Source organism: Rhizobium sp. No.120 (assembly GCF_054558365.1).
The window spans coordinates 645,834-670,392 of the sequence record NZ_BAAJNQ010000001.1 but is presented as its reverse complement, the minus strand read 5'-3'; the positions used below and the strand labels follow the sequence as shown (position 1 = coordinate 670,392).

26 protein-coding genes are annotated in these 24,559 nt (G+C 58.5%); 10 read left to right on the top strand and 16 right to left on the bottom strand.

Features of this window, described 5'->3' with window-relative positions; all coding sequences use genetic code 11:
- Positions 1-16 precede the first annotated feature (16 nt).
- Positions 17-1,102 (top strand): glycosyltransferase family 4 protein, encoded by a 1,086-nt coding sequence (locus ACYJRZ_RS03315; RefSeq protein WP_459456049.1) that lies wholly within the window; start codon positions 17-19, stop codon positions 1,100-1,102.
- A gap of 5 nt (positions 1,103-1,107) precedes the next feature.
- Here ACYJRZ_RS03315 and ACYJRZ_RS03310 read toward each other — a convergent pair whose 3' ends face one another.
- A complete protein-coding gene (locus ACYJRZ_RS03310) occupies positions 1,108-2,493 on the bottom strand; it encodes a polysaccharide biosynthesis protein (protein ID WP_459456047.1) in 1,386 nt (461 codons plus the stop codon).
- Positions 2,494-2,666: 173 nt separating this feature from the next.
- On the bottom strand, positions 2,667-3,557 hold the full coding sequence (gene gcvA, locus ACYJRZ_RS03305; protein WP_459456045.1) for a transcriptional regulator GcvA: 891 nt from the start codon (positions 3,555-3,557) through the stop codon (positions 2,667-2,669).
- Between the two features lie 124 nt (positions 3,558-3,681).
- Here gcvA and ACYJRZ_RS03300 point away from each other — a divergent pair, with 124 nt between their 5' ends.
- The 3 genes from ACYJRZ_RS03300 to panB all read left to right on the top strand — a co-directional run bounded on the left by ACYJRZ_RS03300 (position 3,682) and on the right by panB (position 6,294).
- Entirely contained in the window at positions 3,682-4,386 is a 705-nt protein-coding gene (locus ACYJRZ_RS03300; RefSeq protein ID WP_459456043.1) for an SDR family oxidoreductase, read from the top strand.
- Between the two features lie 212 nt (positions 4,387-4,598).
- A complete protein-coding gene (gene panC, locus ACYJRZ_RS03295) occupies positions 4,599-5,471 on the top strand; it encodes a pantoate--beta-alanine ligase (RefSeq protein WP_459456040.1) in 873 nt (290 codons plus the stop codon).
- Position 5,472: 1 nt separating this feature from the next.
- Positions 5,473-6,294 (top strand): 3-methyl-2-oxobutanoate hydroxymethyltransferase, encoded by an 822-nt coding sequence (gene panB / locus ACYJRZ_RS03290; protein WP_459456038.1) that lies wholly within the window; start codon positions 5,473-5,475, stop codon positions 6,292-6,294.
- A gap of 7 nt (positions 6,295-6,301) precedes the next feature.
- Here the strand turns inward: panB and ACYJRZ_RS03285 are convergent, their stop codons facing one another.
- Positions 6,302-6,553 carry a DUF2164 domain-containing protein gene (locus ACYJRZ_RS03285; RefSeq protein WP_459456036.1) on the bottom strand — a complete coding sequence of 84 codons (252 nt, stop codon included), beginning with the start codon at positions 6,551-6,553 and terminating at the stop codon, positions 6,302-6,304.
- Positions 6,554-6,787: 234 nt separating this feature from the next.
- Between ACYJRZ_RS03285 and ACYJRZ_RS03280 the strand changes: the two genes are divergently transcribed.
- Positions 6,788-7,510 (top strand): AzlC family ABC transporter permease, encoded by a 723-nt coding sequence (locus ACYJRZ_RS03280; RefSeq protein WP_459456034.1) that lies wholly within the window; start codon positions 6,788-6,790, stop codon positions 7,508-7,510.
- A 2-nt stretch (positions 7,511-7,512) separates the two neighbouring features.
- Positions 7,513-7,824, top strand: coding sequence for an AzlD family protein (locus tag ACYJRZ_RS03275; protein WP_459456032.1), 312 nt, complete (start codon positions 7,513-7,515; stop codon positions 7,822-7,824).
- A gap of 46 nt (positions 7,825-7,870) precedes the next feature.
- Here ACYJRZ_RS03275 and ACYJRZ_RS03270 read toward each other — a convergent pair whose 3' ends face one another.
- Positions 7,871-9,706 carry an aminopeptidase P family protein gene (locus ACYJRZ_RS03270; RefSeq protein WP_459456030.1) on the bottom strand — a complete coding sequence of 612 codons (1,836 nt, stop codon included), beginning with the start codon at positions 9,704-9,706 and terminating at the stop codon, positions 7,871-7,873.
- Between the two features lie 343 nt (positions 9,707-10,049).
- On the opposite strand from ACYJRZ_RS03270, the gene ACYJRZ_RS03265 reads away from it, so the two are divergent.
- Entirely contained in the window at positions 10,050-10,190 is a 141-nt protein-coding gene (locus tag ACYJRZ_RS03265) for a hypothetical protein (RefSeq protein ID WP_162711788.1), read from the top strand.
- A 201-nt stretch (positions 10,191-10,391) separates the two neighbouring features.
- Here the strand turns inward: ACYJRZ_RS03265 and ACYJRZ_RS03260 are convergent, their stop codons facing one another.
- From ACYJRZ_RS03260 to ACYJRZ_RS03245, 4 genes are all read right to left on the bottom strand, one after another.
- Positions 10,392-11,270 (bottom strand): 50S ribosomal protein L11 methyltransferase, encoded by an 879-nt coding sequence (locus tag ACYJRZ_RS03260; RefSeq protein WP_459456027.1) that lies wholly within the window; start codon positions 11,268-11,270, stop codon positions 10,392-10,394.
- A 20-nt stretch (positions 11,271-11,290) separates the two neighbouring features.
- Positions 11,291-12,439: an FAD-dependent oxidoreductase gene (locus tag ACYJRZ_RS03255; protein ID WP_459456025.1), complete on the bottom strand. Its 1,149-nt coding sequence runs from the start codon at positions 12,437-12,439 to the stop codon at positions 11,291-11,293.
- 7 nt (positions 12,440-12,446) lie between these two features.
- The gene (locus ACYJRZ_RS03250) at positions 12,447-13,049 is read right to left on the bottom strand and encodes an SCO family protein (RefSeq protein WP_459456925.1); all 603 of its coding nucleotides are present in this window, start codon (positions 13,047-13,049) and stop codon (positions 12,447-12,449) included.
- A gap of 246 nt (positions 13,050-13,295) precedes the next feature.
- Positions 13,296-13,508 (bottom strand): hypothetical protein, encoded by a 213-nt coding sequence (locus ACYJRZ_RS03245; RefSeq protein WP_459456023.1) that lies wholly within the window; start codon positions 13,506-13,508, stop codon positions 13,296-13,298.
- Here ACYJRZ_RS03245 and ACYJRZ_RS03240 point away from each other — a divergent pair.
- Entirely contained in the window at positions 13,495-13,959 is a 465-nt protein-coding gene (locus ACYJRZ_RS03240) for a chemotaxis protein CheW (RefSeq protein WP_106999067.1), read from the top strand. The genes ACYJRZ_RS03245 and ACYJRZ_RS03240 overlap by 14 nt on opposite strands.
- A 265-nt stretch (positions 13,960-14,224) precedes the next feature.
- On the opposite strand, the gene ACYJRZ_RS03235 is transcribed toward ACYJRZ_RS03240, so the two are convergent.
- The 3 genes from ACYJRZ_RS03235 to ACYJRZ_RS03225 form a co-directional block, all read right to left on the bottom strand.
- Positions 14,225-14,719, bottom strand: coding sequence for a CreA family protein (locus tag ACYJRZ_RS03235; RefSeq protein ID WP_459456020.1), 495 nt, complete (start codon positions 14,717-14,719; stop codon positions 14,225-14,227).
- Between the two features lie 191 nt (positions 14,720-14,910).
- Positions 14,911-15,354, bottom strand: a complete 444-nt coding sequence (locus ACYJRZ_RS03230; protein ID WP_459456018.1) for an SRPBCC family protein — start codon at positions 15,352-15,354, stop codon at positions 14,911-14,913.
- A 36-nt stretch (positions 15,355-15,390) separates the two neighbouring features.
- Positions 15,391-15,714: an ArsR/SmtB family transcription factor gene (locus ACYJRZ_RS03225; protein WP_459456016.1), complete on the bottom strand. Its 324-nt coding sequence runs from the start codon at positions 15,712-15,714 to the stop codon at positions 15,391-15,393.
- 332 nt (positions 15,715-16,046) lie between these two features.
- Here ACYJRZ_RS03225 and ACYJRZ_RS03220 point away from each other — a divergent pair, with 332 nt between their 5' ends.
- Positions 16,047-16,583: a GNAT family N-acetyltransferase gene (locus ACYJRZ_RS03220; RefSeq protein WP_459456014.1), complete on the top strand. Its 537-nt coding sequence runs from the start codon at positions 16,047-16,049 to the stop codon at positions 16,581-16,583.
- A gap of 42 nt (positions 16,584-16,625) precedes the next feature.
- On the opposite strand, the gene ligA is transcribed toward ACYJRZ_RS03220, so the two are convergent.
- Entirely contained in the window at positions 16,626-18,776 is a 2,151-nt protein-coding gene (ligA, locus tag ACYJRZ_RS03215; RefSeq protein ID WP_459456012.1) for an NAD-dependent DNA ligase LigA, read from the bottom strand.
- A gap of 343 nt (positions 18,777-19,119) precedes the next feature.
- On the opposite strand from ligA, the gene ACYJRZ_RS03210 reads away from it, so the two are divergent.
- A complete protein-coding gene (locus tag ACYJRZ_RS03210; RefSeq protein ID WP_459456010.1) occupies positions 19,120-19,860 on the top strand; it encodes a CDP-diacylglycerol diphosphatase in 741 nt (246 codons plus the stop codon).
- Positions 19,861-19,881: 21 nt separating this feature from the next.
- On the opposite strand, the gene ACYJRZ_RS03205 is transcribed toward ACYJRZ_RS03210, so the two are convergent.
- The 4 genes from ACYJRZ_RS03205 to lpxC form a co-directional block, all read right to left on the bottom strand.
- On the bottom strand, positions 19,882-20,514 hold the full coding sequence (locus tag ACYJRZ_RS03205) for a DapH/DapD/GlmU-related protein (RefSeq protein WP_459456008.1): 633 nt from the start codon (positions 20,512-20,514) through the stop codon (positions 19,882-19,884).
- A gap of 132 nt (positions 20,515-20,646) precedes the next feature.
- Positions 20,647-22,320, bottom strand: coding sequence for a DNA repair protein RecN (gene recN / locus ACYJRZ_RS03200; RefSeq protein ID WP_459456006.1), 1,674 nt, complete (start codon positions 22,318-22,320; stop codon positions 20,647-20,649).
- 12 nt (positions 22,321-22,332) lie between these two features.
- A complete protein-coding gene (locus tag ACYJRZ_RS03195) occupies positions 22,333-23,202 on the bottom strand; it encodes an outer membrane protein assembly factor BamD (RefSeq protein ID WP_459456004.1) in 870 nt (289 codons plus the stop codon).
- Between the two features lie 287 nt (positions 23,203-23,489).
- The gene (lpxC, locus tag ACYJRZ_RS03190; RefSeq protein ID WP_459456002.1) at positions 23,490-24,446 is read right to left on the bottom strand and encodes a UDP-3-O-acyl-N-acetylglucosamine deacetylase; all 957 of its coding nucleotides are present in this window, start codon (positions 24,444-24,446) and stop codon (positions 23,490-23,492) included.
- Positions 24,447-24,559: the final 113 nt, after the last annotated feature.

Sequence of the window (24,559 nt, the reverse complement as noted above, 5' to 3'; positions counted from 1 at the left end):
AATATCGGGTTTGTGCGTGCAATCTATTGTCATCAACGGGCGTTTCCTTGGCCAACCGCTCTCGGGCGTGCAGCGCTTCGCACGCGAGCTGACACTCGCGCTCGATCGCAAGATTTCCGCAAGCATGTTACCGGCGTCTCTGAAAGGCGTCCTCTGGCGGCTAGCTGTGCCGCAAAACACGCCCGTCGATCTTAAACTCTCCGCCATCGAAATCGATGAATTCGGCTCCGGCCCCGGTCATGTCTGGGAACAGACATCCCTGTTTTCCCGCTCGCGCGGCAGCCGGCTCATCGGCTTTGGCGGCAGCGGGCCGCTGCTGCATCGCCGCCAGGCCGTCGTCATCCATGACGTGACGATCTTCCGCCATCCGCAATCCTTCAAGCGCAGCTACCGCTTGCTGCATGGCGCCCTTGGAACCGTGCTGACGCGCACCGCCAAGATCGGTACCGTTTCCGAATTCTCGCGGCAGGAGCTTGCCTCCGTATTTCGGGTGCCATCGACTGATATCGACGTCGTCTACAATGCCGTCGATCATTACGCCGCCATCGAGCCGGATGAAGCCGTGATGCAGCGGCTCGATCTCAAGACGAATGGTTTCTTCCTGCTCGTCGGCACGATGAAGCCGAACAAAAACCTCGCTTTTGCGATCCGCGCCTTCGAGGCGCTCAAGGATACCAATCAGAAGCTCGTGGTCGTGGGCGGCTCCGCGCCGACCGTGTTCAAATCGGACGATCAGCAATCGAACGACACCCTGCTCTTCCCCGGCCGGCTCGCCGACGCGGAAATCGCCGCTCTGGAACGCCATGCCACAGCTTTCGTTTTCCCGAGCCTCTACGAAGGTTTCGGCATCCCGCCATTGGAAGCAATGACTCAAGGCTGCCCAGTGCTTGCGGCCGATATACCTGCCGTGCGTGAAGCGTCGGGCGACGCCGCACTCTATTTCGATCCCTTCAGACAGGACGAATTCGTCGATGCCATGCGCAGGATCCTCACGGATGATGCGCTGCGCGAAGATTTGCGCCGGCGTGGCTACGAGAATATCAAGCGCTTTTCCTGGGATGGCAGCGCGGATCGCGTTCTCTCCATGCTCGAAGCACTTTGAGAGCTTTATGGCTGCGCTTGCCGCTGGAACATGATGACGAAATAGCTGTAGAGACCGAGCAGACAAAAGAGCGCGCCACCGACCGCACCGCCGGCCACCGATATCCACAGCGAGTAACCAAAACCGACTGTCGCCAGCACAGGCACCGCGAGCCCGATGGTAGACAAGATAACGGGCGGCCAGACGAAATCGAAGGCAAGGGACATCATCACCTTCACACCGATCGTCATGGCACATAGCGCGCCGATCATGCCTCCGGCCATAAGGGCGGCATCATCGTAAGAGCCGAAATAGCCGCCGATGATCGTGCCCGCATTCAGCAATAGGCAATCCAGCACCGCAAGCAGGAAGATCGTCAGTAGCCGGTGCTGTAGATGCGCAGGAGTGGGCAGCATATTAGCCGTCAGCGCACGGCATGTCGCAAGGCCGATGACAAAGGGGGCGACGGCAAGAAATTCGTTGCGCAAGCCGGCCGCAATCACCAACTGCCCGACCGGTTGCAGCAGAGCGAAAATGCCGGCGGCCGTCATCAGCGTCAGTCCGGTCAGCAGCGAATAATATTCACCAAGCTGCTTGGCAAAGGCACGCGTCGCTCCATCGCGATCATAGGTCGTCACGACATCGGGATATTGAATGGCTTGCAGCGCAGAAACGATCAGGATGAAAGGTCGCTGCAGCAAATCGAGCGCCAGCAACGCGCCGGCCGCGCCGCCTGCCCCCAACATGGCTGTCAGGATGGACTTCAATCCCAGCGGCGTCAGCATGCCGATAACGGAGGCGCTCGCAGCGACGCTGCCATAGACGAAATGCTTGCGCACCAGCGCCTTCTCGAATGAAGCCGCTTCGTGAAGACTGTTGCGGGTCAGAAATACGGCCAGAAGACTATAGGCAAGATAGCCGGCCATCAGACCGGCGACGGTCCATGTGAAGGTCGGGGCAATCGCCGCACCCGCAAGCGTACCGATCGCCAGAATCGTCGCACGCGAACCCTGCAGCCGCGAAAAGACGCTAAACTCCTGACGGAAGCGCAGCATGGTAAGATGCAGGTCGCTGCCACCCTGGAAGATTGCAACCAGGCCGCCAAGCACGGCAATCTCTGCCGAGACAGAAAAGAAGATCGAGACGGAAGCGGCGATCAGGCAGATTGCCGAGCATGCCGCGAATTCTACCGTCAGCGCTTTGCGCTCCAGCGCCTCGCTCCCAGGCCCATGTCCCGGATAGAAACGGCTGCAGGCGAAGCGAACCCATTCGAAGCAGAGAATCGCGGCAAACTGGCTGATCGAGATGAACAGCGAATAGGCAGCATAATCCGCTGGCGTCAGCAAATGCGCCACCGCGATCAGCAGCCCGAAAGCCACCGCGGCCTGATAGAAATATGCAGCCAATGCCACGATCTTCGCCATAGCTGCAGATAACAGGAAAAGATTGAGGAAAGCGCTAACCCTCGAAGGTCAATTGCAGCATTCGGCAGCGCGACGGCGCCTGATGGCCCGCCTTCGAAAACCAGCGAGCATTTCATTCCTGAAAAACCGGCTCGTTCGCAACACCAGGCGAGCGCTATTCCCTATTTCCTGCTCGCCTCTCCTCTCATCCAAGCGATCAGCGTCTCAAGGGCCGCGGATTTGCGATAGCGCGGCCAGACGAGATAGAAGTCAGAGGGGCCGCTTAGCGATCCCTGGATGACCTGCGTCAAACGACCTTCCACCATGTCTCGCGCGACGAAATCGCGGTTGGCCAGGACGATTCCCTGCCCGGCGATCGCCGCTTCGATCGCATGCGATGTCTGGTTGAAGCTGATCCCTTTATAGGAGGCGTGATCCGCCCGCCCGAAATGCTTGTCGATGAATTCGGGCCAGGAATTATGGGCATCATGAAGCAGCGCGTAATCGGCAAGTTCTTCCGCAGTCTTCGGCGGCTTTCGGTGCTGCAGCAATGCTGGGTTACAAACGGCGATAATCTCCTGCTCGAAGAGCAGTTCGGTCGCCAGTCCCGGCCCGAAAGGCGGTCGCCCATAGCGGACTGCAAGATCCACTCCATCCGCCTGAAAGCCCGACATACTGTCCGTGGCGAGGATATGAAGATCGAGATCCGGATGACGAGCCGTAAAATTCGGCAGGCGCGGTATCAGCCATTTCGATGCAAATGTCGGCGTGGTGCTGATGGTGAGCCTGAGAGGTTGCGGCCTGAGGTCACCGGTCGCTTGCGCGATAATTTCGAAGGCACGCCTGATATCGGCGAAATAGCCGCGCCCCTCGCCTGTCAGGACGAGGCTTCGCGGCATCCGTTCGAACAGTTTGACGCCGAGCTCCGCTTCCAACCCCCTCACCTGTTGAGCCACCGCTCCTTGTGTAACCCCGAGTTCCTCGGCGGCAAGCTTGAAGCTATGATGGCGCGCCGACACCTCGAAAGCCTTGAGGCCATTAAGAGAAGGAAGCTTACCGACAGAGCCGTCCATGCGATAGTTTTTCTACTGGCAAATAAGAACGCAACTGCTTCGCTTGCGCGCGAGAAAGATGATATTCGATCGGCAAGTTTGACGCAATCAACTCTACCGGAACCAGACGAAGGAGGAACCGAAAATGTCGATAGAAAAAGTGGCTGTGATTACGGCGGGCGGCAGCGGCATGGGCGCCGAAAGCGCCAGACGTCTTGCAGCCGATGGCTTCCATGTCGCCATCCTCTCCTCCTCCGGAAAGGGCGAGGCGCTGGCTCAGGAGCTTGGCGGTATCGGCGTCACCGGCTCCAATCAGTCGAATGACGATCTCAAGCGCCTGGTCGATGCGGCGATGGAAAAATGGGGGCGCATCGATGTTCTCGTCAACAGCGCTGGCCATGGCCCGCGTGCCCCGATCCTGGATATCACGGATGAACAATGGCACACCGGCCTCGATGTCTATCTCATGAACGTTGTCCGCTCGGTCCGCCTCATCGCCCCCATCATGCAGAAGCAGAAAACCGGCGCGATCATCAACATCTCCACCGCCTGGGCCTTCGAACCGTCGGCTATGTTCCCGACCTCGGCCGTGTTCCGGGCCGGTCTTGCCTCCTATACGAAGATTTTCGCCGATACCTACGCCGCCGACAATGTGCGGATGAACAATGTCCTACCCGGCTGGATCGACAGCCTGCCGGCGACGGAAGAGCGCCGCGACAGCGTGCCGATGCGGCGCTACGGCACCAGCGCGGAGATCGCCGCCACCGTCGCCTTCCTCGCCTCAGACGGCGCCGGCTACATCACCGGTCAGAATCTCAAGGTCGACGGCGGCCTGATGCGCTCCATCTAGCTACGCAAGACAGCATCATCTCGCCTTCGCTCTCTCAGGCACTGCTTGGGAGAGCGATTTTGTTTGGAGCGCGATAACGGAGATTAAATCGCTTTGGTTGGCCGGGCGCTAGTGAATTGCCTTTTCGCACTGCACACGTTAGAAGTCCCGGCAATTTTGAGGGATGGAAACAGGCAATGCGGAAACAGCGTTGCTTGCGGAGGAGTGCCACTATGGAGATCGTTCACACGATAGCCGCTCTGCGAGAGCGGCTCGACGTGCAACGCAAAGCAGGCAGGAAAATCGGCCTGGTGCCGACCATGGGTTACCTGCACGCGGGCCATATGGAACTTGTCTCTCGCGCCAAGGCCGAGAACGACGTCGTCGTCACCTCCATTTTCGTCAATCCGCTGCAGTTCGGCGCCAATGAGGATCTGGCGAAATATCCGCGCGATCTCGAACGCGACAGCGCCATGCTGCGCGATGCCGGCGTCGACCATCTCTTCGCACCTGGCGTCACGGATATGTATCCGCGTCCGATGCAAACGGTGGTCGACGTGCCGAAACTCGGCGCGGAACTGGAAGGCGCAGTTCGACCGGGCCATTTCGCCGGGGTTGCCACCGTCGTCACCAAGCTCTTCAACATCGTCCAGCCGGACAGCGCCTATTTCGGCGAGAAGGACTATCAGCAGGTCACGATCATCCGCCGCATGGTCGAGGATCTGGCCCAGCCCGTCCGGGTCGTACCGGTACCGACCGTTCGCGATGCGGATGGTCTGGCCCTTTCCTCGCGCAATGTCTATCTGTCGGAGGAAGAGCGTGCCGCCGCCATTGTCGTTCCCAAGGCATTGGCGGAAGCCGAGCGGCTATATGATCTCGGTGAGGATGATCCCGCAGCACTCGAAGAGGCGCTACGCGCTTTCATCGAAAAGGAGCCGCTGGCAACCGTGGAAGTCGCCGCCGTTCGTCATCCCGAAACGCTGGAACCACTGACCAGCTTACAGGGGCAGCCAATTCTCATCGCCTTGTTCGTCCGCATCGGCACCACCCGCCTGCTCGACAACCGGGTTATCGGCAACGGATCCGCCAACGAAGAGGTCGCCTGAGATGAGCATTGTCGGACAGACCAAACGCATGACGCCCGCCGCCATCGAGGCGATGAAGGGCACGCGCCCGATCGTCAGCCTGACAGCCTATACAACGCCGATTGCCCGCCTGCTCGATCCGCATTGCGACCTACTTCTTGTGGGTGATTCCCTCGGCATGGTGCTTTATGGCATGGAAACGACCGTCGGCGTCACGCTGGAGATGATGATCGCCCACGGCCAGGCGGTCATGCGTGGCGCAAAGCATGCCTGCGTTATCGTCGACATGCCCTTCGGCTCCTATCAGGAATCGAAGGAGCAAGCCTTTCGCAATGCCGCCCGCATCCTGAAGGAAACCGGCTGCGATGGCGTGAAGCTGGAGGGTGGCGAGGAAATGACTGAAACAGTGGCCTTCCTGACCTCTCGCGGCATTCCGGTCTTCGGCCATGTCGGACTGATGCCGCAGCAGGTGAATACGACGGGCGGCTACCGATCGCTCGGTCGCTCGGAGAAAGAAGCCGACAAGATCCGGCGTGACGCCAAGGCGATCTCGGAGGCGGGCGCCTTCGCAATGGTGATCGAAGGCACGATCGAGCTGCTCGCGCGCGAGATCACCGCCGCCGTTGCCATTCCCACCATCGGCATCGGCGCATCTGCCGCCTGCGATGGGCAAATCCTCGTTTCGGACGACATGCTCGGCCTGTTCAACGATTTCAAGCCGCGCTTCGTCAAGCACTTCGCGGAGCTGGCGCCCAAGATCTCGAAAGCGGCGGAAGCCTACGCCGAAGAGGTGAAGACTCGTACCTTTCCGGCAGCGGAGCATACCTTCCAGCCGAAGAAGTGAGGCGCCATCAGTTCTTGGTCGGCTCTTTCTCAAGCAGATAGATCGCTTCGCCGAAATCCTCCATCTTGCTCATCAATGCCGCATGGGCATCCCGCAGGCCCTGATTGTAGTAGTAAGGCCCGATCTGGGCGGTAAAGAAATCGAGCAAGAACTCGGCAGGCAACGAGCCGAGCGTCTGGTCTAATTCATCGGCGAAATAGCGCTGAAGGCGTGCAACCATGGCTGCCTTCTCCTCCTTCGCTAGGTTGATCTTCTTCATCTTTCCCTCTCCCATTTTTGCGAGCGGCTCCAAGCGCTGGATCAAGGAAATCAATTGATCCATCAAGGAAATTCAATTGCTGGCTCTAAAGGCACGGCTTACACCTCCCGCCATTGAACAGCGCGGCAACAAATGCGCAAGGGCACAACCATCGTTGTTTCCATGCGGAATGCGCGCCCTCGACACGACATCTTGGCGAAAGCGCCGGATTTTCCACAAAGGACAAAGCGGACCATGAGTCGCGCGGAATTTCTTGAAGGCTTGAAGGGCGGCATTCCTGTCGGCCTCGCGGCAGCGCCCTTCGGCGCTCTCTTCGGTGCGCTGGCGCGCGATCAGGGCATGTCCCTTGGCGAACTAACCCTGATGAGCGGCACCGTCTATGCCGGCGCCAGCCAGATGGTGGGGATTGATCTCTTCGGTCACAATGTTCAGGCCTGGCTCATCGTGCTGTCGATCCTGGCCGTGAACTTCCGCCATGTGCTCTATTCGGCGGCGATCGCCCGCTATATCAGGCATTTTTCAGCGGTGGAGAAGTTCTTCACCTTTTTCCTGCTGGTCGATCCGCAATTCGCCGAGACGATCAAACGCCACGAAAGCGGCAAGCCGGTGACTTTCGCCTGGTATATCGGCTTTGCCGCTGTGATCTATGTTCCCTGGATGCTGACCAGCCTGATCGGCGGTCTGCTTGGCAGTTTCATCGGCGATCCCAAAGCCCTCGGTCTCGATATCTTGCTGCCGGTCTATTTTCTCGGCATCGTCATGGGCTTCCGCACGCGCGACAACTTTCTGCCGGTCGTGGCTGTCAGTGCCGTCGCATCAGCCATCGCGTATCGCTATGTGGGCTCGCCCTGGCATGTGAGCATCGGTGCATTGGCAGGCGTCGCGCTTGCGGCCTTGCTGCCGCCGGTCAAAGCGAATCGCAAGCCCGATATCGCACACGAAAGCCACGAGGTCTGACCATGCTCGATTTCAATTCGCATATGGTCCTGCTGATTGCGGCCGCAGCCGTGGTGACCTTCCTGACGCGTATCGGCGGCTATATCCTGATCGTCAAGATGACTCGCATTCCGCCACGCGTCGAAGCCGCGCTGAATGCCGTGCCCGCCGCCGTCCTTACGACCCTCGTCGCACCCGCTTTTTTTACCGGCGGCTGGGATATCAAGGTGGCGATGCTCGCGGCGCTTCTCGTCGGTCTGCGCTACCCGTCGACCTACATGCTGGTTGCCGGATGGATCGTCGTCATGGCATGGCGCCATTCCATAGGCGCCTGAGACGGCCCCCATCCCTTTTTCCAGTTGGGAATGGGGGCCGTATTTCTCAGTGGCTAAGCTCAAGGGTGGCATTTTCCAGCCACGCCCGTACGTCATGATCATGGATTAACGGCATCAGCGCTTCGCGCGTTCGAGCGTGATACTCGTTCAGCCAATGCAGCTCCTCATGTGTCAGCAGTTCCACCAGCACCAGGCTGCGATCGATGGGGCAGAAGGTCAGTGTTTCGAAGCCGAGCATAGGCATGTCGCCGCCCTCGATCTCCTCCGGGTCACGGATGTAGATCAGGTTTTCGATGCGGATGCCGAAATGGCCCGGGCGATAGTAGCCAGGTTCATTGGACAGGATCATGCCGGGAAGCAGTTCCTGGACAGCAAGCCGAGCAATGCGTTGGGGCCCCTCGTGTACGGACAAATAGGAGCCGACGCCGTGGCCCGTGCCATGGGCGAAATCGACGCCTGCCTTCCAGAGCGCGATGCGCGCCAGCGGATCGAGATCGCAGCCGCGTGTACCCTTCGGGAAACGAGCCGTACTGATCGCGATCATACCCTTGAGTACCAGCGTGAATAGGCGCTTCTGCTCTTCGGGAACTACCCCGATGCCAACCGTGCGGGTGATATCAGTCGTGCCGTTGATATATTGCGCGCCAGAATCGATGAGGAACAATTCGCCGGCCTGGATCAGCCGATCACTCGCCGTGGTCACGCGGTAATGCATGATCGCCGCGTGTTCGCCGGCTCCGGAAATCGTGTCGAAGGAAATATCCTTCAGCGGGTTCTGCATGCTTTCGCCGACGCGGGCACGGCAGGCTTCCAGCCGTTCTGCCGCAGCGATTTCCGTCACCGTTCCTGGCTTGCTTGTCTCCAGCCAGTAAAGGAACTCGACCATGGCGGCACCATCCTGCAGATGGGCAGCCGCAGAGCCGTTGATTTCGGCGGCATTCTTGCAGGCGCGTGGCAACTTGGCAGGATCATTGCCCTCCACGACCTCTCCGCCCTCTCGGCGGATGATATCGGTCAAGGCATAGGAAGCGAGATCCGGATCAACCAGGATTCGCCCACCATTCGCAGCCGCAGCGGCCAGGCGTTTGGTAAGCTCCGAAGGCGGCAGCTGCTTGCAGATCTGCGCGAGATAGGCTTCGGCCTCGACCTTGGTTTTGCGCTTGTCGAGAAAGAGCGCCGCTTCGCCTTCTGCATAGATGATGGCGCGGGCCAGAGGATGCGGCGTGTGCGGCACATCGCTGCCGCGGATATTGAAGATCCAGGCAACAGAAGACGGGTCGGTGATCAGCGCCGCCTTGAGATTCTTTTCCTTTAGGCTGCTTGCAATCGTCGCAAGCTTGTCCTTGGCGAGGATACCGGCCTGAGCGATGTCCTGAATGATAACGTTGCCCAGCGGCTCGGGTGGCCGGTCCGTCCAGAGCTTGTCGAGCGGATTATAGGACAAGAACACGAGCTTGCCGCCGATCTCGGCCAGCGCCTTTTCCAGCCGGCGCACGTCCGCACCCGTATGCAGCCACGGATCGATGCCGAGCCGGAAACCTTTCTTTGCGTGACGCGGCAGCCAGACATGGGGCGGCTCGTTCACCAGATCGCCACCGGTAAAGACGCTGCGGTCCACCTGTTCGGCTAGCTGTGTCACATACCGGCCATCCACAAAGACCACGGCCTGGGAGTGTGTGATAAGCGCAACACCCGCCGATCCCGTGAAGCCCGTAAGCCATGCGAGACGCTCCGAGCATTTGGGCACGTACTCGCCTTGATACTCGTCGGCCCTCGGCACGAGGAAGCCGTCAATGCCGAGATCGCCGAAGGCAGCGCGCAAACCGGCAACACGTTCGCGACCGAATTGCGGGGTGGAAGTGACGTCGAAAGACTGAAACATGAGCTGATCCAAGACTGGTGGAGATTCCGTGAAACTGAATATTGCCAGTATGTTAGAGCATCACGATCGGAAGTGCGACGTGATTTTAGATCCCTGAGACGATATGCGCGATAGCGGGCGCATCATACTACATGAGAGCAGTCTATCTCATTTCCGGCCGTTAACGAATCCGCCCATTTTGTGAGCATGCCAGTTCGAATATGACAACTTCACGGCACGAAACATGCATATCATGCATAGCTCCCATGAAGCTTACCCCCTGCCACGTCGGCGGGCGAGTCGCTATATCCGCCGCATCAAACGGGTTCACGAAGAACCAGCTCAAAACCAAGGACTTATGACAATGCCTATCTCTCGCTCCGCATATGTTAGCCCGGCGCTGGCTGGCGAGCGTCGCACCGTACGCCATTCCGTCGGCTCGCTTCGTCAGCTCGAAGTCGAAACCGCAAAGGCAATCGGCGCCAGCCGCGGCGGTCGCCGCTAAGAAGTTTACGATCTACGCGTTCGAAGTCGATCGCAATCCGGTTCTCCTCCTCCCTCTCGGATTGTGATCAGAACGCTTAGAGCCCGCTTGAGCACTTCTCCTCCACACGCTCGCGGGCAAGATCGGTGAAAACCGATCTGAAGGCGGTGCTTCGGCACCGCCTTTTTTATTTTGCAATTTTAGATGAGGGAAGTGACCAGCTCAGGGCCGGTCGAGATGGATGGTGACCCAGCCATTGCGCCAGATCGTGCGCACGTGCCGCAGGTTTACGCCATTGTAGGCAGCCAGAACTTTCCAGCGTTGCTCGGCCAGGATACCCGAAAGAATGACCGAGCCGCCCGGTGCCAGATGCGCCACGAGCTGCGGTGCCATCTTGATGAGCGGACGCGCCAGAATATTGGCGATGATGAGGTCGAATGGCCCATGACGGGAAAAGGCCGTGGAATGGAACCCCGGAGCCGTCTCCAGTGTAACGCCCGAGGCGATGCCGTTGCTGCGGACATTTTCCTTCGCGACGCGGACGGCGATCGGATCGATATCGGTTGCCAGAACCGGAATATTGCGCAACTTGCGCACCGCGATCGCCAGCACGCCGCTGCCTGTACCGAGATCGAGCGCATTGCGCACGCGCCGACTCACGAGAACCTTTTCGATTGTCTCCAGGCAGCCTGCCGTCGTTCCGTGGTGACCGGTGCCGAAGGCCTGTCCCGCTTCGATTTCGATGGCGATGTCGCTTGGGCCAACCTTGTCTCGATCATGCGAGCCGTGCACGAGAAAGCGGCCGGCACGAACGGGCTTCAACCCTTCCAGGGACTTGGCGATCCAGTCGATATCGGGAAGCACTTCCTTTTGAACGACGAGATCGGCGAATGTCGGCTTCAGGAGCGCTTCGAAGCGACCGCGGACCTCATCTTCATCCGCGGCGTAGAGATAGATCGACGCTTCCCAGACATCGTTCTTCTCGTCGATCTCCGTCGTTGCGATCGGCAATTCTTCGTCTTCGAACACCGGCGTCATCAGGTCCAGAACCTGCCCGGCCTTCTTCTCGTTCGTCGTCACATAAAGGCGGATTTCGCTCAACTCGTCGCTCTTTCTCGTTCTTATTCGGCCCAGTCGATCCAGGGCGGTTTCGGCGTGTCGTAGCCGGCCACGCCCCGAAGCAATCGCCGGCGAACCGGGCCAAAACGCAGCAACAACGGCGCAAGAAAATTTCGCGCCGCAACTGCCAGCGGTTTTTGCATCGTCACCAATCGTGTCAGGCCATAGGTCTGTTTCAAGACCTGCTTGACGGCGGGGATTCTCAAGGCCGAATACTCCTGTTCGCGGCCTTCCGCAATGAGCCACGCAAGCCAGCAGGCATCTTCGATGCCGAGATTCATGCCGCGCGCACCGGCCGGCGAATGAATATGCGCGGCATCGCCGGCAAGAAAGACATTCCCCTTGGCCATAGGCTCGACATGCCGAAAGTGGATGCGAAATTGCGAGGCCCAGGTCTTTTGCGAAACCGCAGCCGGATGCGCGATACGGCTTTCGAAATCCTCCAGTGTCGAGATGTAGCGAATGATGCCGTCGGAGACAGGCAGGCGGCCGACCATGCCGGGGTCGAAGAGCGATATCTCTCCGAAATGCGTATCGACCGGCTCCGCATAGCGAAAATCTGCAAGATAGAAATAAGCCTCCAGCGCCTCACCCGGGAAGCCGCCACCGAGTGCCTTGCGCACAGCAGAATGGGCACCATCGGCACCGATCAATATGTCCGGCCGCACTGTTTCCGACGTGCCGTCAGCCCGGCGTAACGTAACCTCCGGCTTTTGAAAGTCTGCGATGGCTTCCGCAATCACCGCTGTCTGCCATTCAGGCGAGATGCCATAAGCCGAAAGCGCCTCCATCAAGAGGCGCTCTGTACTCCCTTGCGGCAGAGCGCAAATAGCGTTGAAGCGTCCTTTCACCTCTCGAGTATTCAGCTGGAGCAGAATTTTCTTATTCGAACGGACGCGAAAGCGCTCGATCGGCTGGGCCGCGGTGAGGATATGGTCAGTGACGCCTGAAGGGGACAGCAGCGTAAGCGTGCGGGCATTGACGCCAAGAGCCCGGCTTTCCTCCAGCGGCGTCGGACCTGGGCTGTCGTCGACGATACGTGGCGAGACGCCGCGACGGGCGAGCTCGAGCGCTACGGTCAGACCGACTGGCCCAGCCCCTGCGATCAGAATGGATCTGGATTTTCCCTGTCTGCCAATCCCCTCGCCCATGCAGGTCCTATCCCTTCTTGACTAGGTTCTCCAGCTTCTTTACCGCCACGTCCGGGTCCTCCTCATAAGCGATGGTTCCGGCAAAGCGGCCCTGCGAATCCAGCAGGAAGACGGAAGCAGTGTGATCCATCGTATAGTCCCCGTTCGGTTGCTTATCGTCGACCGGCACTTTCTTGGCATAGACACGGAATCCTTTGACCATGTTCATCACCTTGGCTGGATCGCCGGAAATGCCGGTAATGCGCTTCGAGACGTTGGAGACATATTGGTCCATGATGGCAGGCGTATCACGTTCGGGATCAACGGTCACGAAATAGGCATTGAGCTTGGTGCCATCGGGATCGACCTTCTGCAGCCAGGCGTTCAGCTCGAACAGCGTCGTCGGACAGACATCCGGGCAATGCGTGTAGCCGAAGAAGACGGCAGAGGGCTTGCTGCGAAATGCCTGCTCGCTGATAGGATGGCCGCTCTGTGAAACGAGCGTGAAGGGGACACCATAAGGCCCTGATGCCGCAACCTCCGGCGATTTGCCGCCACCAAAGCTAAACCAGCCCAATATCCCGGCCACGATCAACACGACAACCCAAACTGCAATCCGCACGCTTCTCATGACAGCCATTCCTCATCAATCCGCAACCGCGCCCCGACACTCGCAGCCAACTCACCTGTCGATGTAATGGCTCGAAGTGGAGGGCGCAATTCAAGAAAACGTTCAGAGACGGCGAAATCGTCGCAGGACAAAAGCGGAGAACGTTCAGGACCTGATCCGCTCGTTTCCTCGCTCTTCTCAGGTCCGGCAGAATGAAATCTGCATTCATGTTAAACCAATCCTAACCAGTCCGCGCCAACATCTGCTTCAAAGGTCGAACTCGATTTCGCCCACCGCCCGAAAGCGGCAAACCTCTTTATCCCATAAGGGCATGACGCCCGCCGGAAGCAAGGCGTCCTTGTCGCCGAAGCACCGGATGCTGACGCTGCCCAAGCCGCTCCAGCCGATCTCCTTCTTCAATCGCGAGCGTCGCTTGCCGGCGATGCCAATCGGGAAGCCATCGAATATGACGAACGCCATCAAGCAATCGGGCGCCTACCTGGAGATCGTCTCCTTTCATCTCGGCGATCAGGAATTCTGCATCGACATCATGGCCATCCGCGAAATCCGCGGCTGGGCGCCGGTAACGCCGATGCCGCATACGCCGCCTTACGTGCTCGGTCTCATCAACTTGCGCGGCGCGGTGATCCCCGTCATCGACATGGCCTGCCGCCTCGGCATGAAAATGACGGAACCGTCAGAGCGTTCAGCGATCATCGTTACCGATATCGCCGGCAAGCTCGTCGGTCTCCTGGTGGAACAGGTATCCGACATGATGACCATCAAGAGCGAAGATCTGCAGCCGGCTCCGGAAATCATCCCCGAAGCACAGCGCGCCTTCTGCCGTGGCATCGTGGCGCTGGAAAAGACCATGGTCTGCTTCCTCAACCTCGATACGGTTATTGCGGATCAGTTGGCACAAGCAGCCTGATTTCAATAGTCAGCTCACAAAAACAGATCGCCCTGGAGCCGAACTCCAGGGCGATCGTTTTTGTATAACCGGTTTTGGCAGGGGTGTAGCCAAGAACGCGGTTTGCAGGCCGTGAACAGGGGCGAGAGTCGCCTCTCTGTTCACTTTCGAAATTGCATCAAAAAGGTGCAGACCGAAAGCAACTAGAAGGAATTCGACAACCCAAGAGTATGACTTTTTTTGGTATTATCCTTCTACGAGCCGTTATTGAGGTATTTTTATACCGTCATTTCGGCTTGCCGTTTTTCCATGTAACCTGTTGGCCGAACAAGGGGATCGTCGAAATTGCCATCTTAGCGGAGCCATCCGTCAGCTGCCGCGAATGGATCAGATAGACGAGCGTGTCATTCTTCTTGTCGTAAATGCGGGTAACGACCAGCTTCTTCCAGATGAGCGACAGACCGGCGCGAAATACCTCCTCCCCGCTTTGGGAGAGGTTGATGTCACCGATCTCGATCGGACCGGTCTGACGGCAGGCGATGGAACTATTGGAGGGATCTTCGAACCAGTTGCCCTTGCGTAGTCGGTCGATCACGCTGCGATCGAAATAAGTCACGTGGCAGGTGATGCCTGAGATTTCAGGGTCCGGCACGGCATCGACCAGAATGTCATTGCCCGTCCAGTCCACGCCCACCTTGCCGACAATTTCGGCGGAAGCGGAAACAGGCGCCAGAGCCAGAAGAGACGCGACAATGGCGGCAGAGAGTTTGGGTGAACGCATCGATCATCATCCTCCAACAACAGCCGCCAGGAGCAAGAGCGGCACGGCTAAGGTAAGATGGTTCACGATCGTTGCAAGATGAAGGAAAGCCATCTTCGAGCGGCCGTGCCTCGCCAGCAAGAGGGCCTCGAAAGTGGAGACGCCGTCGTTAACGCAACGGCGCCAGGTATACCGCGGGGCAATGCGTCATTTCACTTCCGGCTGATGGCGACCGTGCCGGTCTCCAGAAGCGATTTAAGGTTGGACAGAATCTTCGGCCATCCACCGGAAACGGCTTCGATCAGCTTCGAGTTCTCAACCTCGATTGTATGCGTCACCGTCAGCTTCACGACACCGTCCACCGGCTCCAGCTCCATCACGCAGCGCGACCAGCCTTCGGCCTTCAGTTCCGGGCGCCACTCGTTGCGCCATTTGATGGCAAGTCGCCGCGGCGGGTCCAGTTCTGCTATCTCTCCGGTGTCGGCAACCCGGCCATCCGGAAAAAGCATTTTCCACGGTGATCCAACCTTCCATTCGGTCTCGTGGATCATGTCGAACCAGTATTGCTTGACGAATTCTGGCGTGGTCAGCGCCGACCAAAGCTTTTCTTGGGTGGTGCGGATAAAGGTGACGTAGACGAATTTGCTGCCAGTCATGCCATTTCTCCTTGTTTGATTTCGTTGTCCTTGAACTCACTGCCCGCCCTCGCCTTCCAGCGCCTTTTTCAAGGCCGAAAGCGTATTCAGATACCGCTGTTCGAACTTGTTGATCCAGCGTTCGGCAATGCCGTTGATCGGGACTGCGTTGATGAAATGCAGCTTCTCGCGTCCATGCTTCTCAGAGGAGATCAAATTAGCCTCCTCCAGCACAGCAAGATGCTTGGCGACTGCTTGGCGACTCATGTCCAAATCCTCGCAGAGCGCGTTTAGGGTTTGCCCGTTCCGCTCATGGAGCCTGTCGAGCAATTGCCGTCGGCTGCTATCTGCCAACGCCTTGAAGACTGCGTCATCATCCACGAATATGGAACCATTTAGTTGCCTTTTACGATCTTATAGGCAACTAAATGGTTGCCTGTCAAGCGACATACAGGCGAGGCCATTCCATTACACCTCAAAGACACGGCAATCGAAGGATTTATGGAGCGACGGTTGACAACTTTCGCGCCACATCGGATCATCCGCCCATGATCGCAAACCGCACCACAGTGATGCACCTTCACACCATCTCTCCCCTTGCAGGGCGAGTGGAAGCTGTGTTGCGCTGAGCTGACCGCGATCCATCTCAACCCTGCCGAGGCGAGCAGGGTTGAAACCTCCTTGCTCTCCTCATCAATCTCAAAGGAGAGCCCATGAATTCCGAAGAGCAAGAACGAGACGAGCGACGTCCCAGAAAGGTTAGCTCGGTCGAAATTCGTGCAGCACGTTCCTCCGATGCCGAGGCAATCGCGACCATCGCCAATCTCCCGGGTTTCCGCGCCGGCACGCTTCGCCTGCCGTTTCAAAGCGTCGAAGACACGCAGCGATGGCTGGACAAGCACGACCCCAGTGCCACCCGCCTCGTCGCGGAGGTGGACGGAAAGGTCGTCGGCAATGCCGGCATGAACCGCCTTGCCAGCCGGCGAGCTCACAGCGCTAACATTGGCATGGGTGTGCACGACGATTTCACCGGCTGCGGCATCGGCTCCGCGCTATTGGGCGCTCTCATCGATACCGCCGATAATTGGCTCGCGATCAAGCGTCTGGAACTGACCGTGTATGTCGACAATGCGCGGGCGATCGGCCTCTACGAGAAATTCGGGTTCGAAACCGAGGGGCGTCTACGTGCCTTCGCTTTCCGCAATGGCGAATATGTGGATGCGTTCACGATGGCGCGGCTAAGATTCTGAACAGGCAAGGCGCGGCGGACTGGATTTCCGCCGCTCCGATCATCAGCCGATCAAATCCAGCCACTCATCTTCGGTCATGACCTGGACATTGAACTCACGCGCCTTGTCCAGCTTCGAGCCGGCGCCCGGCCCTGCCACGACGATGTCGGTCTTCTTCGACACCGAGCCGGAAACTTTGGCCCCAAGGCTTTCCGCCTTTGCCTTGGCCTCGTCGCGGGTGAATTTTTCCAGAGAGCCGGTAAAGACGACGGTCTTGCCGGCCACCGGACTGCCTGAAGTCACCGGCTGCTCGGCTTCTTGAGGCTGAACTTCCTCCAGGAGCTTCGCGATCACCTGCGTATTGCGCGGTTCCTTGTAGAATTCGACGATGGCTCGCGCCACCACCTCGCCGATGCCCTCGATGTTGTTGAGGTCGTTCCACGCTTCGCCGGCAAGCGGCGCGGCTTCCTTCATCGCTGTTTCGAAGGCTTCGTAGTTGCCGTAGGAGCGTGCCAGAAGCTTGGCCGTCGTCTCGCCGACGTGGCGGATGCCAAGCGCGAAGATGAAGCGATGCAGGGCTATCTGGCGCCGCTCGTTGATCGCGGCATAAAGTTTGCCGACACTGACCTTGCCGAAACCTTCGATATTCTCCAGTTTCGTCAGCGATGCCTGCTGGCGCTTTTCCAGGGTGAAAATATCCGGCGCGGTGCGCACCTGGAGCGCGGGGTCCTCACTCTCGAAGAAGAAATCGATCTGCTTGGAGCCGAGGCCATCGATATCGAAGGCATTGCGCGAGACGAAATGCTTGAGATGCTCGGTTGCCTGTGCGCGGCAGATAAAGCCACCGGTACAGCGCGTCACGGCATCGACCTTGCCGGTCTTCTCGTTGATATCGCGCACAGCATGGCTGCCGCAGACCGGGCAGACCTTCGGGAACTCGTAGGGTGTGCTTGACGCTTCCCTCTTCTCGAGTACAACGTCGACGATCTGCGGGATGACATCGCCCGCCCGCTGCACGATCACCATGTCGCCGACACGGATATCGCGGCCATCGCGGATCGGCTCACCCTTGTTGCCGATGCCCTTGATGTAGTCGGCATTGTGCAGCGTCGCATTGGTCACGACGACGCCGCCGACCGTAATCGGCTCTAGCCGCGCGACCGGCGTCAGAGCGCCGGTGCGGCCGACCTGGATATCTATGCCGACCAGACGCGTGAATGCCTGTTCCGCCGGAAATTTATGCGCGGTCGCCCAGCGCGGCGAGCGTGAGCGGAAGCCAAGGCGAGCCTGCAGGTCCAGGCTATCGACCTTATAGACGACACCATCGATATCGTAATCGAGATCGGGCCGCTGCAGCCCTATCTGATCGTAATGCGCGAGAATATCGGCAACGGAATTCAAGCGTTCCATCAGTGGATTGACCGGAAACCCCCAGGATTTGAAGATCTGTACCATACCATATTGCGTATCCGCCGGCATGTCGGACATCTCGCCCCAGGCATAGGCGAAGAATTTCAGCTTGCGGCTCGCCGTAACCTTCGCATCGAGCTGGCGCAGCGATCCTGCCGCTGTATTGCGCGGATTGACGTAGGTCTGCTTGCCCTCAGCCTCCATCTGCGCGTTGAGCGCCAAGAAATCGCTTTTGGCCATGTAGACCTCGCCACGCACTTCGACGACCGAGGGAGCGCCCGCTGGCAAAGTCTGGGGGATTTCCTTTATGGTCCTGATATTGGCAGTGACATTCTCACCTGTCGTGCCGTCGCCGCGCGTCGCAGCACTGACCATCCGGCCGTTCTGATAGCGAATGGACATGGAAAGACCATCAATCTTCGGCTCCGCCGTAAAGGCGATGGAATTATCAGGCAGCCGACCAAGAAAGCGATAGACGCTGGCGACGAAATCCTCGACGTCCTCCTGGGAAAATGTGTTGTCGAGCGAGAGCATCGGCCTGGCGTGGACGACAGGCGCAAAGGTCTCCGAGGGTGCAGCACCGACCCGGCGTGATGGGCTATCGGCGCGGATCAATGCGGGAAACCGTGCCTCAATCGCATCATTGCGCCGCTTCAGCGCATCGTAGGCGGCATCCGAAATCTCCGGCGCATCCTTGGCGTGATAAAGCGCGTCATGGCGCGCAATCTCCGCAGCAAGATAAGCGAGTGCTGCTGCCGCTTCCTCTTCGCTCAAATCTTCTACGGGCTTCTGTTCGGTGCTCATGAATCTACACTCCCCGATTTCGGAGATGTTTTAGAGCACTTCCGCAAAAAGTGCGAAGCGGTTTTCGGCCCGCAGCACGTAAAAACAAAGGGAAAAATCTGCCTCTCAGTTACCGAACGCCAATAATCATCGTGGTAGCGTTCGCGACAACTTTACGCCATGATCGGTCGGCTTTGGTGTTACAGGTGCGGGAATATCGGCCTCAAGGCAGCCTTGGTGGAATTCTCTTTCCAACTCCTAGACTGCGGCTCTTCCTGTCTATCGCAGGCGATTTAAGATAAGTTATTATGAGAGCGAGACCTCTGGAAATGATCGGATCATCAGCAGAAATTCGAAATCACGCATGAAGCATCGTCTTGCCGTTCTCTCCATTTCCCTCATCGCTGCAGTCTTGATCATGAGCTCGTTCGTCAGCCGCTCAGCTTTGGGGCTGGTCGTGAGAGCTTGTGAGATCAATTCCACCCTGACCGGGTCGCCATATCCGTGCCTCAAGATAGTCCAATCGCAGGATCCCTTGTCTTCCTACGTTGTCCTTCGCGAACCGGCTGACAAAGAGCGAACCATTCTCGCACCGCTCGCCGACGTCCCCGGTATCGAGGACCCTCGCCTTCTGACCGCGGGAGCCCCGAACTATTTTGAGGAAGCGTGGAAAGAGCTATCAGCAATCGATCCGCGCTCAACGAAGGCTTCGAGACAGAATTTTGCTCTGGCGATAAACGCCGCCAGTTGGCGCACACAAGATCGGCTTCACATTCACATGGGCTGCGAGACGCCTCGCTTTCGCGCGCTCTTGAAGGCCCATGCGACTGAAATCGAAAGCGGTCGCTTTACTGATTTGAAGACCCGGGCTGGCTGGTGGGCAACCTTCCACCCGGCCGATGACCTCTCTAATTTGAACCCGCTGCAGCTCGTCGCAGACGGCGTCGATGGTGCCCGTTCAAAGATGGAAAACGTAGTGGTCGGTGTGTTTGGCGCCGTGTTGCCCGACGGGCAGCATGGTTTCTATATTCTGGCGAGAATAAACGAAGCCCGCAAATCCCGCGGATCCGCAGAGGACATGATCGATCCCAAATGCCGGCTCTGAGGCATTTCGATCAGACGTTCGTTAAGACCAGCGCTCGCAAAAAGCTTCGATGTCGCTTGACTGAAAATCGGTAAGCCGCTCCATGATGGTCTCGAACGGCCAATGCCACCAGGCGATAGCCGCAAGCCTCTCTGCAATACGTCGCGTAAATCGCTCTCGAATGAATTTGGCGGGAATGCCACCGACGACAGTATATGGCTGGACATCTTTGGTGACGACCGCACCGGCAGCAAGCACGGCACCGTCGCCGACCTTTACGCCCGGCAGAACGATCACGCCGTGACCAATCCAAACGTCATTGCCAATGATGGCGCGATCCTGCTTCCGCCGATCGAAGAAGGCATGATCGCGCACGGCGTCTACCGCATAATATTCCGGACAATAGGTAAAGCGGTGCATGGACGGGCGGTCCATCGGATGATTGGGAGCGCCGATTCTCACCTCTGCCGCAATGGCGCAGAATTTTCCAATCGTTGCGTCGCCGACAATGCAGCGCGGCCCTAGATAGGAGAAATCCCCTAGCTCGGCCGTATGTAAAGACGTGTCTTCCAGAATCTCACAGCATCTGCCGATGCTCGAATCCCTTATATCCGCCGTCGGGTGGATAACGGTTTCTGCGATTTTTGGGCGATTTGGCTGTACGGTCGAGTGCATTGACAGTCTCCGGATTCTGGTCTGCCTAACCGGGGACGATGAAGGCTATGTGACGCAAGATTGTCGAAAAAGACCGAGCGAGATGTCAGTGGCAGATCACGGCCGATATCTGCTGTATGAGCAGCCGCAAGATCAACCGTTACCGGCCAGCAAGCGCTTGGCAGCCGCCCTCGCCTCTTCAGTAACCGAAGCGCCGGCAAGCATGCGGGCGATTTCCTCGGTGCGATCCTTCGGCTCCATGGTGGCGACCCGCGTGGAAATTTTTTCGGAGCCGTCCGAAACCGGCCCCTTGGAGATTAGGAGATGCGTTGCAGCGCGAGCAGCGACCTGCGGTGCATGAGTAACCGAAAGCACCTGAACGCGATCAGACAGGCGCTTTAGCCGCTGTCCGATCGCATCCGCCACCGCGCCACCGACACCGGTGTCGATTTCGTCAAATACGAGGGTCGGCGCCGAGCCGCGATCGGCAAGCGCAACCTTCAATGCCAGGAGAAAGCGTGATAGCTCGCCTCCGGAAGCAACCTTGGTGATGGGGCCCGGACGCGTGCCGGGGTTGGTCTGCACGTGGAATTCGACGACGTCGATACCATCGGCCGCTGCGGCTTCTGGATCGCTTGATATCTCCACCATGAAACGTGCACGCTCGAGCTTCAGGGCCGGCAACTCCGCCATGACGGCCGCTGCAAGCGCCTCGCCTGCGTGATGGCGCTTCTCCGACAGATTGCGCGCGGCGACATCATAATCCGCCTTGGCGGTCGCAAGCTCGGCAGCAAGACGCGCCAGCCGCTCTTCGCCGGCATCGAGATCGGCGAGATCCGAAATCATGCGTGCGGCCAGGGCCGGCAGTTCCGTCACCGGCACGGAATATTTACGCGAGGCGCCCCGCAGCGCGAAGAGACGCTCCTCTACGCGCTCCAATTCACGCGGATCATATTCCGTCTTGCGCAGCGCCGCCTCGACCTCCATCTGCGCGTTGGAAAGCTGATCGAGAGCGGCATCCAGTAACGCGACGGTATCTTCCAGAAGGCCAGGCGCCTCATGGCTCTTTCGCTCCAGCCGGCGTACCAGCGAGGCGATATGCGGCACGGGCGATGCGTTGCCATTGAGGAATTCCGAAGCCTCGGCGATATCGCCGGCGATGCGCTCGGCCTTCATCATCCGGGAGCGCTTTTCGGCAAGCTCGTCCTCTTCGCCATCCTGCGGCGAAAGCTTCTCCAACTCATCGACGGAGGCACGAAGATAGTCAGCCTCGCGAGCAGCCCGCTCCACCTGCTCTCTATGCTTCTTCAAGGTGCGCTCGGTATCGCGCCAGATCCTGTAAAGCCTGCCGACCTCATGTGCCTCGTCGGCGAGGCCAGCGAAAGCATCGAGCAAGGTGCGATGCGCGTCGGTATCAACGAGCGCACGATCATCGTGCTGGCCATGAATTTCGACGAGAAGTTGCCCGATCTGGCGCATGAGCTGAACGCTGAGGGCCTGATCGTTGACAAAGGCTTTGGTGCGGCCATCAGCGGATTGGACGCGACGGAAAATGAGATCACCGTCATCGTCGATGCCGTTCTCGCGCAGGAGCTTGCGGGCTGGATGCTGAGGGCCGACATCGAACACCGCGGTTACCTGGCCGCGCTCTTCACCATGGCGCACAAGCCCGCCATCGCCACGCCCGCCCAGGGCCAGCGATAGGCTGTCAAGCAGGATGGATTTGCCCGCACCCGTTTCGCCGGTCAAAACCGAAAGCCCGGACTCGAAGGCGAGATCCAGCCGCTCGATCAAAACGATATCGCGGATCGAAAGCTGGATCAGCATCTGCGCTCAATCTCACGTCCCAAGAAGAAGTTTCTTGCCTGCTCTGGAAATCCACGAGCCCGAGTTTTCGCTTGGCTCGACGCCACCCTTCTTAAGCAGCTGATAGGAATCCTTATACCAACGGCTGTCCGGATAGTTGTGACCGAGAACAGCAGCGGCTGTCTGGGCTTCCGGAACGATACCCATCGCATAGTAGGCTTCGACGAGTCGTGCCAGTGCTTCTTCGATCTGGTTCGTGGTCGGATACTGCTCCACCACCACACGGAAGCGGGAAATAGCAGCCAGATAATCCTTGCGTTCCAGATAATAACGGCCGACCTGCATTTCCTTGCCGGCAAGCTGATCCTTGGCAAAACGGATCTTTTCCTGAGCGTCGCTGACATATTGCGACTTCGGATAGGTATTGACGAGCTTGGTCATCGCTTCGATCGTCTGCTGCGCTGCACGTTGGTCCTGCGTCACGTCCACGATCTGCTTGGCAAAAGACGAACCGACCAGATACTGCACATAGTCGGCATCTTCCGAGGCCGGATATTGCTTGAGGTAGGTATTGCCGGTCTGCACCGCCTCATCATAGCGGCCCGTGCGATACTTCACGAAAGTGCTCATCACCAATGCCTTGCGCGCCCATTCGGAGAAGGGCTGCTGCTGATTGATGGCGTCGAACTTCTTGCCGGCTTCCGTCATGTTGCCAGCTTTGATGTTGGCAAGGCCCTGATTGTAGAGCATCTCGGGCGGGTCTGTCTCGACACCGAGCTTGGTGATGTCGATATCCTTCTTCGTATTACATCCCGTCACCACCGCACCGGTACCGGCCAGAAGGAGCGATACGAGCAAAGCCCGTGCTGTGATATTCATGCGTTCAGACCTTGCAAAACCCATCGGATGACTGTCCCATAGCCGTCGTTGCGGAGACGGCGTTCTCTCTCGCTGGCGTTTCTAGCCGCAAAAACACCATCAGGGCAACGCATTGATGGTGCATTAACGCATTTTTGTGGCAAAGACTGCATATCTGCAGCCTTTAATCACTGTTTTGACAGCGATTTCTCATATCGCCCCCGTCTGCCTGCCGCCACTTCGCGACCGAAGGCAGACCCGATGAGTCGCCGTCAAAAAAAGAGCCGCCCTTCATCAGAGCGGCAGCTTTTCTCATTCCAATCTCGAAAGGATCACGCCGACCAAGGAGCAAATTCCGGGGCGTTGACCGCGATGAACTCGCGACCGTGACCGCGCTGGCGGGGTACCGACGCTTCAACGACCTCATAAGCCGTCGAATCGCTGAGCAATGCCTTCAGAGCATTCGCATTCATGCGATGGCCGCCGCGATAGGAGCGGTAGCAACCAATGAACTGTGCGCCGGCCAAAGCCAGATCGCCAACGGCATCGAGCGTCTTGTGGCGGACGAATTCGTCCTTAGCGTAACGCAGACCCTCGACGTTGATGACAGTGTTGTCGTCCGAGATGACGACGGAGTTTTCCAGCGACGAGCCCAGCGCATGGCCCGAAGCCCACAGCGACTCGACGTCGCGCATGAAGCCGAAGGTACGGGCGCGGGACAGTTCCGTCTTGAAGGTCTCGGCGGTCAGATCACCTTCCCACTTCTGGCGACCGATCAGCGGGCATTCGAAATCGATCTCGACTTCGAAGCGCGTGCCGTCATAGGGACGGAACTCGCACCAGGAACCACCAGCCTCAATCCGCACCGGCTTGATGACGCGGATGTAGCGACGCTTGACGCCGAGCGAGACGATACCCGCCTGCTCGATCGCCTCGATGAAAGGATAGGAGCTGCCATCCATGATCGGCATTTCCGCGCCGGACACTTCGACAACGACGTTATCAAGGCCGATCGCGTAGATTGCAGCCATGACGTGCTCGACCGTCGCGACAGAACGCGCCGGAGAAAAACCGAGAACCGTGCAGAGATCCGTATTGCCGACCTGGGAAGAAACGGCGCGAAATTCGGTCATATCGCCATTATCGTGCAGGCGCTGAAAAACGACACCGGTACCGGCTTCGGCGGGATAGAAAGTGATCGACACGTTGGCACCGGAATGAACGCCAATACCGGAAAGTGTCATAGGGTTTGCAATGGTGGTTTGAAAACCAAGCAATCCAATTGCCATGTAATTCTGCCTTCGTCTGTCTGATCAGGCCGGGCGGTCATCTTCGGACGCTTACCCTTTATCGCCGGTCCAGTCTGTTAACTATGCCACGCACCTCACATACATCCGTCTCC

Coding starts and splice junctions, on each gene's coding strand:
- gcvA (WP_459456045.1), bottom strand. CDS start 3,557: ATGGACGGCTCTGTCGGTAAGCTTCCTTCTCTTAATGGCCTCAAGGCT.
- ACYJRZ_RS03300 (WP_459456043.1), top strand. CDS start 3,682: ATGTCGATAGAAAAAGTGGCTGTGATTACGGCGGGCGGCAGCGGCATG.
- panC (WP_459456040.1), top strand. CDS start 4,599: ATGGAGATCGTTCACACGATAGCCGCTCTGCGAGAGCGGCTCGACGTG.
- panB (WP_459456038.1), top strand. CDS start 5,473: ATGAGCATTGTCGGACAGACCAAACGCATGACGCCCGCCGCCATCGAG.
- ACYJRZ_RS03285 (WP_459456036.1), bottom strand. CDS start 6,553: ATGAAGAAGATCAACCTAGCGAAGGAGGAGAAGGCAGCCATGGTTGCA.
- ACYJRZ_RS03280 (WP_459456034.1), top strand. CDS start 6,788: ATGAGTCGCGCGGAATTTCTTGAAGGCTTGAAGGGCGGCATTCCTGTC.
- ACYJRZ_RS03275 (WP_459456032.1), top strand. CDS start 7,513: ATGCTCGATTTCAATTCGCATATGGTCCTGCTGATTGCGGCCGCAGCC.
- ACYJRZ_RS03270 (WP_459456030.1), bottom strand. CDS start 9,706: ATGTTTCAGTCTTTCGACGTCACTTCCACCCCGCAATTCGGTCGCGAA.
- ACYJRZ_RS03265 (WP_162711788.1), top strand. CDS start 10,050: ATGCCTATCTCTCGCTCCGCATATGTTAGCCCGGCGCTGGCTGGCGAG.
- ACYJRZ_RS03255 (WP_459456025.1), bottom strand. CDS start 12,439: ATGGGCGAGGGGATTGGCAGACAGGGAAAATCCAGATCCATTCTGATC.
- ACYJRZ_RS03250 (WP_459456925.1), bottom strand. CDS start 13,049: ATGAGAAGCGTGCGGATTGCAGTTTGGGTTGTCGTGTTGATCGTGGCC.
- ACYJRZ_RS03240 (WP_106999067.1), top strand. CDS start 13,495: ATGACGAACGCCATCAAGCAATCGGGCGCCTACCTGGAGATCGTCTCC.
- ACYJRZ_RS03245 (WP_459456023.1), bottom strand. CDS start 13,508: ATGGCGTTCGTCATATTCGATGGCTTCCCGATTGGCATCGCCGGCAAG.
- ACYJRZ_RS03235 (WP_459456020.1), bottom strand. CDS start 14,719: ATGCGTTCACCCAAACTCTCTGCCGCCATTGTCGCGTCTCTTCTGGCT.
- ACYJRZ_RS03230 (WP_459456018.1), bottom strand. CDS start 15,354: ATGACTGGCAGCAAATTCGTCTACGTCACCTTTATCCGCACCACCCAA.
- ACYJRZ_RS03220 (WP_459456014.1), top strand. CDS start 16,047: ATGAATTCCGAAGAGCAAGAACGAGACGAGCGACGTCCCAGAAAGGTT.
- ligA (WP_459456012.1), bottom strand. CDS start 18,776: ATGAGCACCGAACAGAAGCCCGTAGAAGATTTGAGCGAAGAGGAAGCG.
- ACYJRZ_RS03210 (WP_459456010.1), top strand. CDS start 19,120: ATGAAGCATCGTCTTGCCGTTCTCTCCATTTCCCTCATCGCTGCAGTC.
- ACYJRZ_RS03205 (WP_459456008.1), bottom strand. CDS start 20,514: ATGCACTCGACCGTACAGCCAAATCGCCCAAAAATCGCAGAAACCGTT.
- recN (WP_459456006.1), bottom strand. CDS start 22,320: ATGCTGATCCAGCTTTCGATCCGCGATATCGTTTTGATCGAGCGGCTG.
- ACYJRZ_RS03195 (WP_459456004.1), bottom strand. CDS start 23,202: ATGGGTTTTGCAAGGTCTGAACGCATGAATATCACAGCACGGGCTTTG.
- lpxC (WP_459456002.1), bottom strand. CDS start 24,446: ATGGCAATTGGATTGCTTGGTTTTCAAACCACCATTGCAAACCCTATG.